The following is a 19,081-nucleotide window of genomic DNA, read 5'->3' as shown; positions in this document are numbered from 1 at the left end:
AATAAAAAGCCGCGGTTAACCAGGGTGTTAACCGCGGCTTTTTTATAGCTTGAGAATTTAATGGTGAATAAAAAATTCGATTGGCAGGGTCAGCGTCAGTGTTTCCCCCTGAATATCCGCCGGGGGCGGCGGTAGTGGTGCGGCGCGTTTTACCAGTGCGATGGCCTCTTTATCCAGTTCGCCATGTCCACTGGTTTTAATAAGTTCTGCAGATAACACCTGACCGCTGCGGTCCATGGTAAACCTCACCAGGGGAACACCTTCCTGGTGGCGCATTTGCGCGCGGCGCGGGTAGCGTTTGCGCTGTTCAAGGTGCATTTGCAATAAGCTTTGCCAGTTGAGTGTTGCCGCGCGGATTTGCTGTTGTATGCCGGTGGCGATGGCGGTGGCTGTTTCGGCAGGTTGCGCTTCCACCGCCGCCGGGGCTGTCGTTTCCGGGGCTGATTGTGTCGCGTCCACAGGGTTGACGACAGGTGCCTCTTTAACAATCTCTTCAACCTTTTTTTCGCGCGGGGGTTTTGGCACTTCGGGGGCGGACCGAATAACTGTTTCCGCCTCTTTATGGGTGAGTAGTTCGGGGGCTTGTTCCGGTTTGACCATGGGTTCGGGGGTGGCCACGGCCTCCACCTGCTGCGGCCCTGGCGGTAATTCAGTCGGCTGGTGGGGAGGCGCAGCCGTAATCAGGGCTGCCTCCATGATGCGGGGTGGACTGTCAGGCAGTACCGGCTGCAGGTATGCGGGGTGCCAAAAGGCCATGCCGATCAGCAGGGCGTGAATCAATACAACGCTGATGAGTGAGAGGGTGTTGGGCAGCTTTTCCCTGTCGGGATGTTCGCAACCCTGATAATACAGGGCTGTTGTCATTGCTCTTGCTCTGGATTTTTACGGGGACATTCCGGACGTGTCCATAACCATAACAGTATGGCGCTCATGAGGGATGGCAGACTCCACTTGACCCATAGGGCAGTGGCGGAGCTGCAGATCATCCACATACTCAGCAGCATGGTGATCAAGGCCATCCATTTGGCTTTGCGCGGCACGGCTCCGTAGTTGCGCCAATGCTGGATAGGCGGACCAAAACGCGGGTGGGATAGTAGCCAGTCATGCAGGGCTGGCCAGCCGCGAGAGGCAGCAGCGGCGCCCATCAGCATAAATACCGTGGTGGGCATGCCGGGTACTATGACTCCAATCAAACCCAAGGCCACTGCAACCAGTGCCAGACAGCGCCACACCCAGCGCATTATTGCCCGCTGTCCGCCATCAAGTCGTCCACACTCTTGCGCGCAAAGTTGAAGGCATCCAGGGCGCCTTGCTGTGCCAGTTCGCGCTGTTCTTCCGTGAGGGGAATTGCATCCAGTGCTTCGCGGAAGCGGCGCCAGTGCAAGCCGCGCCCATCATCGTGACCAGCCATGTGGCGGGCTCCAAAAGTTTCTGACAGGCCCAATTCGGCGCGCGCCATCTTCAACAGAAAGGCGGCACCCATGTTGGACCCTTCGATGGTATAGGCCCAGCCCAGTGCAGTGTAGGGATTATCCACGACCATGCGCGCTGCAATCAGGGCATCTTCTGCCTGGTCTTCTCGACTGACGCCCAGATCGGTACAGTCTTGCAGCACTGCATTCACGCGATCGCGTTCGTCCAAACCAGGAAGCCAGGTTTTCAGGGTATGGTGTTGGAACCAGCGGGTAGTCACCCGGTGCAGGCGAGCCATTGTGCGCAGGAACAGCGCATAGCGTTCGCGGCTGGAAAAGGGCGCCAGCGACATGATGCGCTTATCCAGTCCCTCGTGATGACCGGTAGAGGTTTCTTTTAACAGGGCAGACAGCGGAGGGGGGGCACTTTTCAGGGGTAGGGACATGGAGTAATCCTTGGGCAGTATAGGTATCGACACCGTTTGCACGGGATAAATACAGCGTTTATGCAAGCGCAGATATTGTTAGGACGAATGACATTAAAAACTTTCCCACTGCTTTTTAAAAAAATCTGCCCGGCTTTTATTGGGGCAGTGACTGCCCTATATCAATAGTATTCTCAGTTGATAATTATTCTTATTGGTGTCACCATGGCGCCTTATTTAACCGCCAATGATGTAGTTGCCCATGGCAGATTGTCGCTTCGAAGACGTTTTCAAAGAGCACCACAAAGAGTTGGAGCAGTTTTTACGCCGCCAGGTTAACGACCCGGATATGGCTGCTGACCTGGTGCAGGACACGTTTATCCGCTTCAAGCCCCTCTACGAAAAACCGCCCGGTATACAGAAAGTGCGCGCCTATTTGTTTCGTATCGCGCGCAATCTGGTCATCGATCACTTTCGCCGTGAACAGATTCGCTGTACCGATAGCGTACCGGAGGACATCCTGGACGAGATACCAACCGAGGTGGCGGGTCCGGAGGTGCGCGCAGCGAGTCAGCAGCGATTGGAAAATATTCGCGCCGCCGTGGATCAGTTGCCACCGCGCTGCCGTGACGTGTTTATTATGTCGCGGGTACAAGGCATGACTCTGGCTGAGATTGGCTTAGCGTTGAATATTTCTCCCAAAACGGTGTTCAGTCATTTCACCAAGGCGCTACAACTGCTCAAGTCGCAGTTGGACGAGGGGAGTGGCCTGTAGGCCAACGAAGGAACCAGGGGCCATGTCACGATGAAATAGGCTGTCAATATCCACGAAATTGTGTACAAAAGCAGGGTTTTTTCCTATTTCGTTCGTCTTCAATCATAACAACAGGCTGTCGTAACCGGATGTGGGCAAACCGGGTTTTCTCCCGCATACGGCAGGCAGTCCAACCGTGAATAACGCAGGATATCCCGAGTGACGGATACTCAAATCGCTATTGATGAACAGGCCAGCCATTGGTTTGCACTGATGTTGGAGCCACCGGTGTCAGCGTCGCAGCAGCAGGCGTTCCAGCAGTGGTATAACAGTGATCCACGCCATCGGCAGGCCTATAGTGCGCTGCAGTCCCTGTGGCGCGATAGTGCTGTTGCACTGGCCGTACCCGCTGCCAATGATGATACCTCCATTGGAGTTTCCGGTGCCGGGGGGCGGCGCTTATCGCAGGCCTGGTATCGCCAGCGCCCGTGGCAGGCATTAACAGGCTTGGCCGCCTGCTTATTTCTGGCCGTGGTGCTTTGGCCATTTTCCATCAGCGCTGATTACCGCACCGGCATCGGTCAACAGCAGGTGGTATTGCTTCCGGATGGTTCCAGGGCACACCTGAACTCTGATTCTGCACTGGCCGTGCACTACAGCGATAAGGAGCGCCGCCTGGAAGTGTTGTCAGGCGATGTGTGGTTTGACGTTGCTCCCAACCCGCAGCGCCCCTTTCGGGTAATGGCTGCCGGTGGTGAAACTGTGGCATTGGGGACGGCTTTTGCCGTATCCCTGCAGCCTCGCGGTGCTGACGTAGTAGTCACTGAACACCAGGTAAGGGTATCCCTTGAGGGCGATAGCCAAAACCAGCGCATCCTGAATGCCGGCGAAGGACTTAGTTATCGCGCTGGCAGTTTTTCCGCTATCGGGGTTGCCGATGAATCCCTGTTGCTGTCCTGGCGCAATCAACAATTGGTATTCCTGAACCAGCCGCTGATCGAGGTGATGGCTATCCTGGAACATTGGCATCCGGGCAAGTTGGTGTTGTTGGGTGATAGTTTGGCGCAGCACCAGGTCACACTGATCCTCGATACCCGCCAGCCGGAACAACTGCTCGACAAACTGGTACAGGGACTCAACCTGAAAACCTTTTCGGTAGCCGGTAAGCTCACATTTATTTATCAATAGCCTGATTGATTCAACGGCGCTTTCCTCAAATGCAGCCCCGCACCAACGCGGTGGCTGCATTTTTTTTCCCTCACTAAAAAAAATTAACAAACCCACCCAGATTTTTTTGCCTTTACCTCGTCATTGTAGTGAGACGCATTCTTGATTGGGCTTTTATGAACAAAAAACAATATTCCGGTAGGGCATGTGTGAGCGCGATTCGTACATCAGCTCGCTGTGGTTTGTTATTGGCTCTCATGGGACCGCTGCTGGATACAGCGGCAGTGGCAGCCGATAACCTGGTGACCCAAAGTCCTGGGGCCAGCGCCACACAATTCCAGTTTTCCATTGCGTCCGGCAGCCTGGCCCAGGCATTGGTAGTGTTTTCCCGTGTGACAGGCATCGATGTCATTGTCGACGGCTCCCTGGATAGCCAGCTCACCAGTGCGGGTTTGAGCGGCACGATGAGTGCAGATGCGGCGCTAGACCATCTGCTCGCCAATAGCGGTATGCAGTGGTATTTCTCCTCCAGCAATACAGTGCAGTTGGTGCGCTCGTCTGCTGCCCGTACCCGGAGTGACGCGATCCAGTTGGGGCCTGTGCGGGTACAGGCAACCACTATCAGCGATGAGGTATACCAAACTGCCGGGTCAATGAGCGTGCTCAAGCGCGATGAAATTGAGCGCTTTCGTGGCACTAGTGTGGGCGACATTTTCAAGGGTACTACCGGTGTGCTGGTTGGGGAGAATCGCAACTCCGGTGGCCTGGATGTGAATATTCGCGGTATGCAGGGACAGAGCAGGGTGCCTGTACTTATCGATGGAGCGCGCCAGGAAACCACCGTATGGCGCGGTTATGCCGGGGTTGCCTCGCGCACCTATGTGGATCCGGATTTGATCGGCGCCATTGAGATCAGCAAAGGCCCGGTGATGAGCGCCGAGGGTACCGGGGCAACGGGCGGCGTGGTGAGCATGCGCACCATCGAAGCTAACGATGTGATCAAACCTGGCCAGGATTGGGGGATGCGCGCGCGCGGCAGCTTGATGGGCAACAGCAGCAGCGCGCCTGAAGTGGGCACTGTATCGGGAATGAACGGCACCAATAAAACCTATCGTATCAATTGCGCGGTAGCGAGTTTATGTGCAGGCCAATACGCCATGCCTGCCTCTTTCGGCCTGGATGAAGGATTGAATCGCCCCGATTGGTTTGACCTGCGCAGCTGGGCTGGCAGCCTGGCACTGGCGCGTCGCTTTGATAATGTTGATGTGCTGGTGGCCTACGCCGAGCGCAACCAGGGTAATTATTATTCCGGGAGCGACGGCCCTGTGCCCGAGTTGGAAATGGTATATCGCGTGCTGCCGTTTTACACCGAGGTGACAGCCTTGCGCGAGGGGGTATCGCGCTTTCGCGCCGAAGAGCGCATTGCCAACAGCAATATGGACAGCAACACACTGTTGCTCAAAAGCAATATTTATTTGGCGGATGACAAAATCTGGGAGTTGAGTTACCAGCGCTACGATTCCACCTATGGCGAGTTAATGCCCTCGCAATTAATTTGGTTGAGTGAGGTCAAGCAAACCCGTGGCAGCGAGGTGACAGCACAAACCTTTTCCAGTCGCTACCACTGGGAACCGGCCGACAACGATTGGATCAATGTAAGTTTTAACCAGTGGTATACCCGCACAGACTCCATCAATCGCAACTACTCCGAAGATCTTTTATTTGCAGAGCCAGAGCCTGAGCAGTACGACCGTATTGGTGTAGAACTCAGCAACAAAATGACAGTGGAATACTGGGGATTGCACAACCTGAACTACGGTGTGTCGGCGCAGCGGGAAGATATGGACACCGATATTGGCGAGGGCGACAGCATCACTGCCATTAGCAATACCTCCTATGGTCGTATCGGCGATCGCTCGGAATTCAGTGTGTTTTTCGATTGGCAATGGAAGCCGCTAGCGACACTCACCTGGCAGGCGGGACTGCGCTACAGCCGCGCCAAAACTGACGATCACAAACAGGTGGTTCCCACCGGGCGCAACGAAAACCTGTACGACGATGAAGGTAATATTATCGACACCCTGTGGGTGGAAAGTGTGTTCTGTGTCGATAACGATGGTGATGGCGAGTGTGACCCTATCCGCTATCGCACGAACAACAGTGGCACCGCGCCTGTAGTGAGTGTGATTTATGAGCCCTGGTTGAACGGTTTGCAATTTTACGCGCGCCACGCCCAGGCCTATCGCATGCCCAGCTTATTTGAGACCACCCAGGGCTGGTCAGTTCAACCTTCACTGGATTATCCGCTTAGACCTGAACACGCCAGTAATAATGAAATAGGCATTAACTACCTTGCCAACAGTGCGCTGTTCGAAGATGACAGGTTAGCGCTTAAGCTTGCCTACTTTAATAACATTACCGAAGATTATTTAACCCGCACTTCGCCCAACCTGTGGGAAGAAAGCGGTCAGTTTTTTGTGATGCGCAATATCGAAAGTGTAAGCCTCGATGGTACAGAGCTATCGCTGGAATACGATACGGGCATCGCCTACACCAAATTGGGTGGCACCTATTACGATTTTATTGAAGTGTGCCACTACGGTAGCTATCGTCGCGAGCGCTGTAATAATTATGGCGTCGCCAACTCCTACTTTAACAATATGATTCCCCCGCGCTGGCATGCCAATGCCACCTTGGGTGCGCGCCTGTTTAACCAGCGTTTGGATATAGGTGTGCGCGGCACCTTTATGGGCCAGCGTACACCCACGCCCGATTTTAATGACGATACCGCACGCGGTTTTAACAGCCCGGTACCCTGGCACGAATACACCATTTGGGATGCCTACGTCAGCTGGAAACATAACGACATCCTTAGCATCGACTTTAATGTCGACAACCTCACCGACCAATACTACCTGGACGCCCTGAGCCTGGGCATGGTGCCGGCACCAGGGCGTACAGCGCGTTTGAGTTTTACCGTTAATTTCTAAATTTCTGTTTTCAAAAAACACCTACCGGAGATGGTTAATGAAATCGTTAGTTAAATTAAGTGCAGTGTTGTATGCCTGCCTATGGCTTGCCGCCTGTGGTGGCAGCGGTGACAGCAAACCTAAACCCGTCGCCAATGCCGGCGCCGACCAAACTGTACAAATGGGTGAAACCGTCACCCTGGACGCCTCGGGCAGTAGCACGACGCGCAGCGATGTGACCCTGAGTTATCAGTGGACGCTGTCTGGCAAGCCGGGCAACAGTACGGCGCAGTTGTCTGATGCCACTGCAGTAAAACCCACATTTGTAGCGGATTTGCCGGGTACCTACACCGCTGAGTTGGCAGTGAGTGATGGCAGTAAAACCGCAACCGACAGTGTGACAGTGACCGCTACCACTGAAATTCCGGTGGCGATTATCCGCAGCGAATATCACGAGCTGATCGGCACCAGCCTGCTGCTCGATGCCAGCGCCAGTGTGGCGCCCACTGGCGGCGATGTGCGCGACCTGGAATACGAATGGACACTGCTGGAAAAACCCTCCACCAGCCGGGCTGTTTTTTCCACATCGGTGAGCAACAGTAATTATTTACACCTGGATGTCGCCGGTACCTACAGTGCAAGCCTGGTGGTTTATTACCAGGATAAGGCCAGCGAGCCCGTGCTGCTTAGCATTACTGCCAGTATCAGCAACACCAAGCCTGTGGCCAACGCGGGTGGCTCTTACACCATTGAGCGCGGCCAAACCCTCACCCTGGACGGTAGCCAAAGTAGTGATGCCGATGGCGATGTGTTGAGCTATCGCTGGTATTTGTTTGGTCCTGGCGCCGACAGTGGCCTTGCGCTTAATGGTATTCAAAATGGTTCTGCACTGCGTGTAGAAACCGGGTTAGCTAATGCCAATACTGCCACGCCTTCTATTACTCCCGATGTGGTGGGTAATTGGACGGTATACCTGATGGTATTTGATGGCACCAGCCTGAGTAATATTTCCAGCGCCAGCATTAAAGTCACCCTGCCAGAAAATGCACCTAACACAGCACCGGTAGCGAGCTTTTATCCTTCACCGCGCTTTAATTTTTTTACCGCTAAGGATTCAAATGAAGTGGAACTTGGCAAAATTGTGTGGTCGAGTGGTAATTCCTGGGATGTGGATGGCCTGTACATAGGTGCAGCTAACCGCAAGTTTAAATGGATCAGTACCCCGGCAGGTTACGAACAGGCCGATTTGTCTGCTTCAGGTTCTTTCAGCTTTACACCAACCGTTGAAGGTGAGTACACCGTAGAGTTATCTGTGAACGATGGTGAGCTGGATGCAGCAGCACCTGCACGCCGTACCTTTACCGCGCGCACAGGCGCCAATACGGCACCTACGGTCAGTGTGGCAGTAGATTCCGGTACGATTCTGGTGGGTGATACCGGCTGGTTTGACGCACGTGGCAGTAAAGATGCTGAAGGTGACCTGCTCACCTACAACTGGGTGTTGTTTGAAAAACCGGAAGGCAGTAGCGCCAGTTTGAAATTTGAAGATGTGACGCTGGATACCGGCGCAGTATTAAAAAATGCCCGCGCCGGTATCGTCACCGATAAACCGGGTGCCTATATTGTGCTGCTGGCAGTTACCGACAGCCACGGTGTGACCAACTCGGTAGTGTTGCCTGCCTACGGCCGTATATTTGCCAAGCAGCAAAACAATGCACCTACGGTGAGTATTCCCGGTGCCTACTCAATCAATCCTCTGCAGTTCAATCGCCTTTATCCTTATTGGGGGATGGACGAAACCCAGCCTGCCTACACCGGCGCCACCGTTGTGGTTAACCCGATTTACACCGATCCGGATTTAGATACGCTCTATTATTTGTGGACACTGGACGAGCAGCCCGCCGGTAGCGATCTGCCCGATGCCGCCACTACCGCATACCACTCATTTGTACCCCAGGTACCAGGCACTTATACCTACACCGTGGTAGCGAGCGATGGCATGGCAACCTCTGCGCCGCAAACCATTAGCGTCAAGGTGGCTGATCTCAATAACTACCCGGCACTCAAATTAAGTGGCAACCAGGCATATACGGGGGTAACTGTAGGTATAGGTTCGATTCCTGATTTCAGTGTGGAAACCGTTGCCAGTGACCATAACCTCACCTTGCCATTTAAAAGCGATTACACCGCTAATGGCTTGACCTTCAAATATATGCTTACCGCATCCGGAGGCGACTACACGATTCACAACCTGCAGGTAACTACCGAGCACGATGGCACAGGTGTGGCACAGCTGGTAGGGTTGAGTGAAGGCCAGGTGATTAAAAATGGCGAGTCGGTGAAGTTCGCCATAGTATCGCCAGCGGATTACAAATTCCGCGAACACAACACCCATTTGCGCTGGTACTTCGACATTAAGGAGCGCCCGGATTGGTCCTTTGAAGTGACCTTGGATAATGTTGCCGCACAATAATTACCCTATAGGAAACGGCGCCTTGTGCGCCGTTTTGTCATTGGTGATCCGTGGATTTATGATGAAACTTTCCTTGCGTATGCCAGTGTTACTACTGGTTTTTTTGTTTACAAGTGGCTTTGTTGTCGCCACAGAGATAGCTTTCGATCCACAGGAAATTCCACCGCTAAACGAGCGTGCATTGCTGGCCCACCAACAGGGCGACTACCGGCAGGCTGCGCGTTTATATCAGCAGTTGCTGCCTATGGTTGCACAGCATTTCGGTGAGCAGAGCCGGGAGCGGGCGCTGATTCTTTCCAGCCTGGCCGATACACAGTTGTCGCTGCGGCAATACCTTCAGGCGGAGGAGTATTACCAGGCAGCATTGGTCATTTTACAGGCGATAGCGGATGGGCGTGGCCAAGCGATTGTATTAAACGGACTGGCGGCATCGCTCTATCTGCGCCGCCAATACGGCAAGGCGGAACCCTTGTTTAAGCAGGCACTGGAACTGCTTGAACAATTACCCGCACCGGATGTACAAAACCGATTATTGGTGCTCGATAATCTGGCATCGCTCTATAAGACCATTCGGCGCAATAATCTGGCAGAAGAATATCAGTCGCGTGCCAATCTCCTGCGTCAGGTAACGCAGGGTCCGGGTCAACCGGCCGATAGCCAAAGCCGGTAAGGTTGTGCGGATAAGTTAGGAAAAATATATAAAAATCATGAAGTTATAGTGGGTGGGTGCTCATCTGATCGGCGTGAGTGCTGGCATTGTGTAACCTGGCTGCCAGCACTCCTATGACAAACCTCAATTGCGATGCAGGTTGGATAGCTTAGGATTAGCTTTCTTGTTGGGTTTGTACAGCAGCACGACTTTGCCTATTTCCTGGATAATCTCGACGCCGGGCAATTCCGCCAGCTCTTCAACTACCAGCTTGCGCTCTTCGCGTTCGGCTAATGCCAGTTTCACCTTGATCAATTCGTGGTCATCCAAAGCGCGAGTCAGTTCAGCGACAACCCCTTCACTCAAACCATTACCGGCAATAGTCACAATAGGGTTCAATTTGTGGCCAATAGTGCGAAATTGTTTTTTACGGTCCGGGTTAATGGGCATACAATTACCTTTAATGAATGGCTCCTCTTGTCGGGATGCCATGTGTGATAACGAAAAGTCAGGTATTGTACCTGAAGTTATGGGTTACGGCTGTGATCATCCGCTTTCCTGAAACAGAGTATTGAGTTAAATGGCCCGATCCAAAAGCAGTAACCGCTGGCTGGAAGAACATTTCAGTGACCAGTATGTCAAAAAATCCCATGCCGACGGCTATAGAACCCGGGCCAGTTATAAGCTGCTGGAGCTCAATGATAAGGACAGGTTAATCCGTCCCGGTATGTTGGTGGTCGATCTCGGCGCTGCGCCGGGTGGTTGGTCGCAAGTAGCGGGCCAACAGGTTGGCACACATGGACGGGTGGTCGCATCGGATATACTGCCCATGGATACCCTTGAAGGTGTGGAGTTTATCCAGGGGGACTTCACTGATGATTCTGTCTTTAACCAAATCCTTCTGGCTATCGGCGATACGCCGGTTGATCTTGTAATCTCTGATATGGCCCCCAATATGAGTGGCATTAATGCGGTAGATCAGCCTCAGGCTATGTATCTGGTAGAGTTGGCGCTGGACATGGCCAAACGCGTGCTGAAGCCCCAGGGCAATTTTGTGGCCAAGGTGTTCCACGGTGAAGGTTACGACCAGTACCTGAAAGACCTCAAGGGATGTTTTGAGAAGGTTGTTATTCGCAAGCCAGATGCCTCGCGCTCGCGTTCGCGGGAGGTCTATGTGGTAGGCAAAGGGTTTCTGGGATGCCAGACGGTATCCTGAACCTGAGTGATTATTCTGAATATTTGTTGTAACCAGAGGAAATCTCCTTGAACGATATCACCAAAAACCTCGTGCTCTGGCTGATTATTGCAGTAGTGCTGTTCAGCGTATTTGAGAACTTCAACCGCCCGTCAGGAGCCCAGAACCTCAGTTACTCTGAATTTATTACTGCGGTTAAAGATAGCCGTGTCCGGGATGTTGTGATTACCCCCGAAACCATCGAAGGTGTCTTCCAGGACAATACCCGCTTCAAGACCATCCGCCCCTATGTCCGCGATGACAAACTGGTTGATGACCTGTACAACCATGGCGTCAACTTTGAAGGGCGCGAGCTTGAGAAACCCAGCCTGCTGTCCCAAATCCTGATTTCCATTGCTCCGGTGTTACTGATCATTGCGGTTTTCTGGTTCTTTATGCGCCAGATGCAGGGTGGTGCCGGGGGTAAGGGAGGGCCGATGAGCTTTGGTAAAAGCAAGGCGCGGCTGCTGGGAGAGGACCAGATTAAAACCACTTTTGCCGATGTGGCCGGTGTGGATGAAGCAAAAGAGGAAGTGCAGGAGTTGGTGCAATACCTGCGCGACCCCTCCAAATTCCAGCGCCTCGGTGGCCAGATTCCACGCGGTGTATTGATGGTGGGGCCGCCAGGTACCGGTAAAACTTTGCTGGCCAAAGCCATTGCTGGTGAAGCGAAAGTCCCGTTCTTTTCCATTTCCGGTTCCGATTTTGTGGAGATGTTTGTGGGCGTGGGTGCCAGCCGTGTGCGCGACATGTTTGAGCAGGCTAAAAAACAAGCCCCCTGTATTGTATTTATCGATGAGATTGATGCAGTGGGACGTCATCGTGGCGGTGGCCATGGTGGCGGTCACGATGAGCGTGAGCAAACCCTGAACCAGCTGCTGGTAGAGATGGACGGATTTGAAGGTAATGATGGTGTCATCATCATTGCAGCAACCAACCGTGCTGATGTGCTTGATAAAGCCTTGCTGCGTCCAGGCCGCTTTGATCGCCAGGTTTATGTCGGCTTGCCGGATATCCGTGGTCGCGAGCAAATCCTGAAAGTGCACATGCGCAAGGTTCCTTTGGATGAGCGCGTCAGTGCCTCTGTTATTGCGCGCGGTACCCCCGGTTTTTCCGGTGCCGAACTGGCTAATCTGGTAAACGAAGCCGCCTTGATGGCCGCCCGTGCCAACAAGCGTTTGGTCACTATGGAAGACTTTGAAAAAGCGCGTGACAAAATCATGATGGGGGCGGAGCGTCGCACCATGGTGATGAGTGAGAAAGAAAAGGAAAACACCGCTTATCACGAAGCTGGCCACGCCATTGTTGGTCGCCTGGTACCTGAGCACGACCCTGTACACAAAGTCACTATTATTCCCCGCGGTCGCGCCCTGGGTGTTACCCAGTTCCTGCCTGAAGGCGATAAGTACAGCATGAGCAGACGCGCTCTCGAGTCCAGCATCTGCACACTCTTTGGTGGCCGTATTGCAGAGGAAATGACCTTGGGTGAAGAGGGGATTACCACGGGTGCATCCAATGATATTGAGCGTGCAACAGCGATTGCCCGCAACATGGTCACCAAATGGGGGCTGTCCGCCAGATTGGGACCGCTGCATTACGGCGAAGAAGAAGGCATGTATCCCGGTATGGCCTCGCAACAATATTCGGATGAAACTTCCAAGCATATTGATGAGGAAGTGCGCCGCATCATTGATGCATGCTACACCCGCGCCAGGAAAATTCTCGAAGATAACCGCGATATTCTTGAAGCGATGAAAGATGCGTTGATGGAATATGAAACCATCGATGCCGAGCAAGTTGATGATTTGATGTCGCGTCGCAAGGTTCGCCCACCGCGCGAATGGAATGACGATGACTTCAATAACCATTTACGTGATAAAGATTCAGATTCAACCGGTGAGAATCCTGCCGGGCCTATTGGTGGCCCGGCAAACACTCATTGATGTCTTAATGAGTTTACGCGTAATCCCAACCCCGAGTTTGCTCGGGGTTATTTTTTTCGGTAGTTGTTTTAATGGCTAATCCCATCACCCGAATTCAGTGCGGCAAGCATAGCCTTGACCTTGGTCGCTCCCGTATTATGGGGATTCTCAATACTACACCAGATTCTTTTTCGGACGGTGGAAGTTATTACCAGCAATCAACGCTGTCTATAGACCTGGCATTGTCCCGCGCTGAGACCATGCTGCAACAGGGGGCTTCCATCATCGATGTCGGTGGTGAATCCACTCGTCCGGGAGCGGCGACAGTCTCTGTACAGGAAGAACTTGATCGGGTGGTTCCTGTTGTGGAGGCATTGGTAAATCGCCTGGATGCGTTGGTGTCTGTCGATACCAGCACAGCGGCTGTTATCCGTGAATCAGCAAAGGTTGGTGCCGGTTTAATTAATGATGTGCGCGCCTTGCAGCGTGAAGGTGCGCTCCAGGCCGCAGCAGATTCGGGATTGCCGGTGTGCCTGATGCATATGCAAGGTCAGCCTTCAACCATGCAACAAAAACCTGATTACTATGATGTGGTAGCTGAGGTTATCGATTTCCTGCGTCAAAGAATACACGCTTGCCACCAGGTGGGCATTTCTGATGAGCGATTGTTACTGGATCCCGGATTTGGCTTTGGCAAAACTCTCGATCATAATCTTGCGCTTTTGCGCCAGCTGCCGATGTTCACTGAGCTGGGTTATCCGGTATTGGTAGGGGTATCGCGTAAATCAATGCTTGGGCAATTACTGGGGCGTCCTGTCGATCAGCGTTTGGCGGGTAGCCTGGCATTGGCGTTGTGTGCTGCGCAATCTGGTGCAGCGATTATTCGTGTACACGATGTTGCTGAGACGGCTGATGTGCTCAAGGTATTACAGGCTGTGCAAAATTTAGCTTAAACATTTCACCTTAAAAATTGCTGCTGAATATAAAGGCAGTGGAGTCAATGTATGACACGCAAGTATTTCGGAACGGATGGTATTCGTGGCCTGGTTGGTGAGGGACCCATCACCCCTGATTTTATGCTCAAACTGGGGTGGGCTGCAGGTCGTGTGCTGATGGACCGGTTTGATGGCTCTAACATGATTTTGATTGGCAAGGACACACGTATTTCCGGTTATATGTTTGAGTCTGCACTGCAGGCGGGCTTGATCAATGCGGGTGTTGATGTCGGATTGCTGGGGCCCATGCCCACGCCGGGTGTTGCCTATCTGACACGTACTTTCCAGGCGCAGGCAGGAATAGTGATTAGCGCCTCCCACAACAGCTATGTTGATAACGGGATTAAATTTTTTGGCGGCAATGGCACCAAGCTGCCGGACGATCTGGAAGACTTGATCGAAAAACAACTTGAGCAGCCTATGGTAACCGCAGAAAAGTTGGGCAAGGCCAAGCGGATACAGGATGCCTCCGGTCGCTATATTGAGTTCTGTAAGGGCACTATGCCCTGGGGCTTTAACTTAAAAGGTATGCACCTTGTTATCGATTGTGCACATGGTGCCACCTATAACATAGCACCCAACGTATTTAGTGAACTTGGTGCTCATGTCACGCCAATTTTTGTCGATCCGAATGGCACTAATATTAATCGCGGCTGCGGCTCCACTAAACCGGAAGCCTTGCAGGAAAAGGTCGTAGAACTGGGAGCAGACCTTGGTATTGCTTTTGATGGCGATGGAGATCGTGTCGTTTTTGTCGATCATAAAGGTGAGCTTGTCGACGGCGATGAGCTGCTTTACATCATCGCTGCCTATCAACAGGAGTACGCCGGCGGTTGTGACGGCGTAGTGGGTACCCTGATGAGTAATTTTGGCTTTGAATTGGGGCTCAAAAAACTGGGTATTCCTTTTGCGCGCGCCAAGGTGGGGGATCGCTACGTTATTGAAATGATGCGTGAGCGTGGATGGCGGTTGGGCGGGGAAAACTCCGGCCATATTGTGTGCAGCAATGTAACAACCACCGGCGATGGCATTATTTCTGCGCTGCAGGTTCTGTTGGCAATAACTACCCTGGGACAAAAACTGCACAAGATTAAAAAAGGCATGGCCAAATTACCCCAGGTGATGATTAACGTGCATATGGCTAAACGTGCAGACCTCGCTAATAACGAGACGATCCAGCGCGCGGTTAAGCTCACAGAGGAAAAGCTGGGCGGCAGCGGTCGTGTCTTGCTTCGTCCTTCAGGAACCGAGCCTGTTGTCCGGGTAATGGTTGAGGGTGAGGATAAAGCCCAGGTGAAAGAGTTGGCCCAAGAGTTGGCCAGTGTTGTAGAAGCGGCGCTGAGTTAACTCTTTTATAAAAAACAGCCTGGCGCTGCAGCCAGGCAAATCGGCAATTTGGCGACCAAAAACCCATCAAAGCGCAGACTTTGTAAGCACCGACCAACCCAGCCTTGGTCGGTGCTGCTGTTGCCCTAGCCAAAAAACTGGAAAAATCAGGGCTTAAGCCAAGATGTGGTTGTATGTTTACAACAATCTGGCTAGTATTAGCGCCCGCTTTGGAGGGGGACTGCTGTTGATTAACGCAAGTAACACCAAGCGCCGCCAACTGGTTGTTGGCAACTGGAAAATGAATGGCAATCGGCAGGAGAATGCAGCACTGCTTGCTCAAATCCTGTCTGGTTGGCCCGGGCAAAGCCCGGTGCAAGTGGTTATTTGCCCGCCTTTTCCCTACCTTTATCAAGTTCGCGATACTCTTCAGGGCTCTGCTATTGAGCTGGGTGCGCAGAATGTTAATGAAGAGGAAAAGGGGGCTTTGACCGGTGAGGTATCTGCGCACATGCTGGCAGATATGGATTGCAAATTTGCAATAATCGGTCACAATGAGCGCCGCCGATTGCAGGGTGAAACCGATGATCGAGTCGCGCGAAAATTTATAGCAGCTCAACATGCTGGTTTGATACCGATATTGTGTATTGGTGAATCTGTAGCGCAACGTGATCAAGGGTTGCATCTACAGGTGATTAGTCGCCAGTTAAACGCTGTGATAGAGGTGGTTGGGCTTGATGCTTTTGCCAATGCCGTCGTGGCTTACGAGCCTGTGTGGGCTGTTGGTACCGGCAAGACGGCTACACCTGTACAAGCGCAGGAAGTCCATCGGCATATTCGCCAACAATTGGGCCAATATGCTGAATCAGTACGTGTGCTCTACGGCGGTAGTGTCAAAGCACATAATGCAAAAGAGTTATTTGCATTACCGGATATAGATGGTGCTTTACTGGGTGGGGCATCACTGGATGCACAAGAATTTTTAACGATATGTTCAGCGGCAATTTAGCCGCCCGTAATGTCTGGCCGCAGTTAAAACATTAGCTGCCGATAGACGAGAGAGCGAGTCATGGAAAAATTTATTTTAGTGATTCATGCGTTGGCTGCCCTGGTCATTATCGGCCTGGTTTTGCTCCAGCAGGGTAAGGGTGCGGCCATGGGGGCATCTTTTGGTGCCGGTGCGTCGCAAACAGTATTTGGCAGTGAGGGTAGTGGCAACTTTTTTACCCGTGCTACCTGGACGATCGCAGCCCTGTTTTTCTGTACCAGTTTTGGGCTGGCTGTGATTGCGAAAAACAATTCGCAAGTTGCCTCCCAAGGTGAAATTGTTCCTGTGATTCAACAGGAAGTTCCTGCTGTCCAGGTTCCTGCTTCAGACATTCCCGAGGCACAAGCGCCGGCTGCAAATGCAGAGTCTGATGTTCCCGCGACAGCTGAGCCCGCTGCATCAGAAGCTGCCAGCCAGGAACAAAACTAATATAGTTGACGAATTAGCCCCGGTGGTGGAATTGGTAGACACGCTATCTTGAGGTGGTAGTGGCGAATGCCGTGCCGGTTCGAGTCCGGCCCAGGGCACCAAACCCTAGATGACTTAGGTGCAAAAACCCGCAATATTGCGGGTTTTTTGTTTTTGTACGATTTCATTTTTATGTCTATGTCTTTCGATAACCAGTATCACCGGTTGCGCAGGCGACGCCTGGCAGAGTCTACCCGTGAATTTTTAGCACGCGGTAAGTCGGTAGCGCGTTGCGAGTTGTGCCAATTGGCAAGCTATGCCTGTATTTGTAACTGGCGTCCACGTTTGGCAAGCCGTTGTGAATTTGTGTTGCTGATGCATCGGGACGAAGTGTTTAAGCCAACCAATACCGGGCGTTTGATTGCCGATGTGCTGCCGGGCCAAACGCACGTGTTTTGTTGGAGCAGGACGGAGCCTGAGCCGGCATTGCTGAATCTATTGGCAGATCCAGCACGCTTGTGCCTGCTGGTTTTTCCTGTCGAAAACGCTCCTGGACATGCCCTGGTAAGCCATTTACCGTCCGGTGATCAGCGTATCCCCACCTTTATCTTGCTGGATGGAACCTGGAAACAGAGTGGCCGGATGTTCCATTTAAGTCGCTGGCTTGACGGTATTGCGTGTATCAAGTTACCGGATACACGCGAGAGAGGTTATGCCGTGCGCAAGTCGCACCAGGAAGACTATGTGTCCACGGCTGAAGCGGCCGCACTGTGCATGGCCGTGGCGAACGAAGAAGATAATGCCAGGGTATTGAGTGATTATTTTGCATTGTTCAATCACCATTATTTAGCGACCCGTGGTTCCTATCCCCCTGACGTCAGCGAGTTACATAAACGTTTGGAGTTGTTCAAGGGGAGTGGCTGACAGGTGTCAGCGATATGGGGTGAGGCTATAGGGTGGTGTCCGGCGTCAACCATGGTCGATTTCCTACAAGAAATCACGAGAAAGGCGACTATGCACACGAGCTGTATTTGCCCAAAATGCACAACACAGGGAGGATTCAGGGAAGGTTAGTTGACCAAGCAAGGTCAATGGATGCGACTAATTTTGTGGGATCACTCATCTAATCGTGTGTGTTTGAAACCTTGTGCGGGTTAAGGATTGATTCGTGACAGGGTAAGAAAGGCGCTTATAACAGCGCCTTTCTTGTTTTCAGTGGATTGCTGTTAGGGTTGGTTTTTCACTTCTTTTGCCTGTATTTCAGTTCCCCGTGCTTTTTTCTCCATAAATCCCCTTATCCTCGCCAGCAAAAAACTGTTGGAATCATCTTCGACAACCTTGGGTTGCGCTTCCAGTAACGTCTGTTGGTAGTGCTGTAATTTGTTGCGCATGGCAACGGCCCTGTGTTTATCCCGCTGTGCCTGTTGTACGGAATTATCCGGCCCGAAAAAAATGTCCATTACCGGGAGTTGTGATTGGCTAAAACTGGCTTCCAGTTCGGCAGTAGTCAGGGGCTCCTGTGGTTGTAGGTTGGTAATCACCAGGGCTTGCAGGGGGCCGTCTACGGTATTGGGATCCCGCGTGTTGGTTTTGATGGAGGGGGATAGCAGTTGCATGCACCAATAGAGCGAACTGTTATCAACCAGCACGACCAGGTTAAAGCGCCCTTTTTGGTTGAGGAAGTTCAGGGCGGCGAGTATATAAGCCTTGATCAATTGCTCGCGTGCCACAGTGTGTGGTTTGTCTTCTGTCGGCGTGCTGCTGGAGGATTGTGAACTGCTGGCGTTGGTTGTTTCGGCGTTTGTGCTGGTATTTGGATCATCTGCCTGGCTGCTGGAACTTTGGCTTTCGACAGCGGGGGCTAATTCCCGTTTGGGCGGCTCAGGGGCATAAGCCTGGGGTAGGCTGATCGCCAGGGTTTCCCAGCCATATTGCGGCAGTTTTTGGCGCAGGTTCTCCAGTTCGGGGGGCCAGGACTGCGGGTCTTCAGCTGCATGCAGGAGCAATAAAGCCCCCTTGGTAACCTTGTCTTCCGTCGGGCGGAACAGGGCCAGGATTTTGCCTTCGGTTGTCTCCAGCCAATGGCTTTCTTCAGTGAGTGCGTCTGCCAGCAATTCTTTGGCTCTGAGGCGGCGATCCAAAGTAGATAGACTGGAAGTGCTGCTGCTTGACGATTCAGACACAGTGGTGTTTGTTGGTGGTGGAGTCGGGTCGCTGGGGGGTGTTTGGGCCAGGCAGGGCGTCTTCATGGCCAGTATCAGCAGGCCGCAGGCAATGGTTTTCATGCGCCCATGAGAGC

General features: G+C 52.6%; 17 protein-coding genes and 1 tRNA gene. 13 read left to right on the top strand and 5 right to left on the bottom strand.

All coding sequences use genetic code 11. The features are described 5' to 3' along the window. Nucleotides 1-57: 57 nt before the first annotated feature. The 3 genes from CJA_RS12970 to CJA_RS12960 are packed head-to-tail and all read right to left on the bottom strand — an operon-like array spanning nt 58 to nt 1,858. Nucleotides 58-864 (bottom strand): energy transducer TonB, encoded by an 807-nt coding sequence (locus CJA_RS12970; RefSeq protein WP_012488278.1) that lies wholly within the window; start codon nt 862-864, stop codon nt 58-60. After that, entirely contained in the window at nt 861-1,241 is a 381-nt protein-coding gene (locus CJA_RS12965; RefSeq protein ID WP_012488277.1) for a YbaN family protein, read from the bottom strand. The genes CJA_RS12970 and CJA_RS12965 overlap by 4 nt, the downstream gene beginning before the upstream one ends. Beyond that, entirely contained in the window at nt 1,241-1,858 is a 618-nt protein-coding gene (locus CJA_RS12960; RefSeq protein WP_012488276.1) for a biliverdin-producing heme oxygenase, read from the bottom strand. The genes CJA_RS12965 and CJA_RS12960 overlap by 1 nt, the downstream gene beginning before the upstream one ends. Nucleotides 1,859-2,099: 241 nt before the next feature. Between CJA_RS12960 and CJA_RS12955 the strand changes: the two genes are divergently transcribed. The 5 genes from CJA_RS12955 (at nt 2,100) to CJA_RS18710 (ending at nt 9,870) form a co-directional block, all read left to right on the top strand. After that, nucleotides 2,100-2,612 carry an RNA polymerase sigma factor gene (locus tag CJA_RS12955; protein WP_041551523.1) on the top strand — a complete coding sequence of 171 codons (513 nt, stop codon included), beginning with the start codon at nt 2,100-2,102 and terminating at the stop codon, nt 2,610-2,612. 198 nt (nt 2,613-2,810) lie between these two features. Beyond that, nucleotides 2,811-3,779, top strand: a complete 969-nt coding sequence (locus CJA_RS12950) for a FecR family protein (protein WP_012488274.1) — start codon at nt 2,811-2,813, stop codon at nt 3,777-3,779. A 188-nt stretch (nt 3,780-3,967) separates the two neighbouring features. Further along, nucleotides 3,968-6,748: a TonB-dependent receptor gene (locus CJA_RS12945; protein ID WP_012488273.1), complete on the top strand. Its 2,781-nt coding sequence runs from the start codon at nt 3,968-3,970 to the stop codon at nt 6,746-6,748. A gap of 37 nt (nt 6,749-6,785) precedes the next feature. After that, entirely contained in the window at nt 6,786-9,200 is a 2,415-nt protein-coding gene (locus CJA_RS12940; protein ID WP_012488272.1) for a PKD domain-containing protein, read from the top strand. Between the two features lie 58 nt (nt 9,201-9,258). Then, nucleotides 9,259-9,870, top strand: coding sequence for a tetratricopeptide repeat protein (locus CJA_RS18710; protein WP_158304067.1), 612 nt, complete (start codon nt 9,259-9,261; stop codon nt 9,868-9,870). Nucleotides 9,871-9,993: 123 nt separating this feature from the next. Here CJA_RS18710 and CJA_RS12930 read toward each other — a convergent pair whose 3' ends face one another. Next, entirely contained in the window at nt 9,994-10,299 is a 306-nt protein-coding gene (locus tag CJA_RS12930; RefSeq protein ID WP_012488270.1) for a YhbY family RNA-binding protein, read from the bottom strand. 130 nt (nt 10,300-10,429) lie between these two features. On the opposite strand from CJA_RS12930, the gene rlmE reads away from it, so the two are divergent. The 8 genes from rlmE to CJA_RS19110 all read left to right on the top strand — a co-directional run bounded on the left by rlmE (nt 10,430) and on the right by CJA_RS19110 (nt 17,706). Further along, nucleotides 10,430-11,065: a 23S rRNA (uridine(2552)-2'-O)-methyltransferase RlmE gene (rlmE, locus tag CJA_RS12925; protein ID WP_012488269.1), complete on the top strand. Its 636-nt coding sequence runs from the start codon at nt 10,430-10,432 to the stop codon at nt 11,063-11,065. A gap of 47 nt (nt 11,066-11,112) precedes the next feature. Beyond that, nucleotides 11,113-13,026 carry an ATP-dependent zinc metalloprotease FtsH gene (gene ftsH, locus CJA_RS12920; RefSeq protein WP_012488268.1) on the top strand — a complete coding sequence of 638 codons (1,914 nt, stop codon included), beginning with the start codon at nt 11,113-11,115 and terminating at the stop codon, nt 13,024-13,026. Nucleotides 13,027-13,097: 71 nt separating this feature from the next. Next, nucleotides 13,098-13,958 carry a dihydropteroate synthase gene (gene folP, locus CJA_RS12915; RefSeq protein WP_012488267.1) on the top strand — a complete coding sequence of 287 codons (861 nt, stop codon included), beginning with the start codon at nt 13,098-13,100 and terminating at the stop codon, nt 13,956-13,958. A 51-nt stretch (nt 13,959-14,009) separates the two neighbouring features. Then, on the top strand, nt 14,010-15,347 hold the full coding sequence (gene glmM, locus CJA_RS12910; protein ID WP_012488266.1) for a phosphoglucosamine mutase: 1,338 nt from the start codon (nt 14,010-14,012) through the stop codon (nt 15,345-15,347). Between the two features lie 226 nt (nt 15,348-15,573). Beyond that, a complete protein-coding gene (tpiA, locus tag CJA_RS12905; RefSeq protein WP_012488265.1) occupies nt 15,574-16,335 on the top strand; it encodes a triose-phosphate isomerase in 762 nt (253 codons plus the stop codon). A gap of 60 nt (nt 16,336-16,395) precedes the next feature. Next, nucleotides 16,396-16,803, top strand: coding sequence for a preprotein translocase subunit SecG (gene secG / locus CJA_RS12900; protein WP_012488264.1), 408 nt, complete (start codon nt 16,396-16,398; stop codon nt 16,801-16,803). A 16-nt stretch (nt 16,804-16,819) separates the two neighbouring features. After that, nucleotides 16,820-16,904, top strand: a tRNA-Leu gene (locus CJA_RS12895). A gap of 70 nt (nt 16,905-16,974) precedes the next feature. Beyond that, complete coding sequence (locus tag CJA_RS19110) at nt 16,975-17,706, top strand: tRNA-uridine aminocarboxypropyltransferase (RefSeq protein WP_041552382.1); 732 nt, start codon at nt 16,975-16,977, stop codon at nt 17,704-17,706. Nucleotides 17,707-18,008: 302 nt separating this feature from the next. On the opposite strand, the gene CJA_RS12885 is transcribed toward CJA_RS19110, so the two are convergent. Next, nucleotides 18,009-19,067, bottom strand: a complete 1,059-nt coding sequence (locus CJA_RS12885; protein WP_041551522.1) for a DUF3530 family protein — start codon at nt 19,065-19,067, stop codon at nt 18,009-18,011. Between the last annotated feature and the right edge of the window lie 14 nt (nt 19,068-19,081).

Source organism: Cellvibrio japonicus Ueda107 (assembly GCF_000019225.1).
Lineage (GTDB): Bacteria > Pseudomonadota > Gammaproteobacteria > Pseudomonadales > Cellvibrionaceae > Cellvibrio > Cellvibrio japonicus.
The sequence above is the reverse complement of the archived record's forward strand: the minus strand, read 5'-3'. Positions and strand labels throughout refer to the sequence as shown.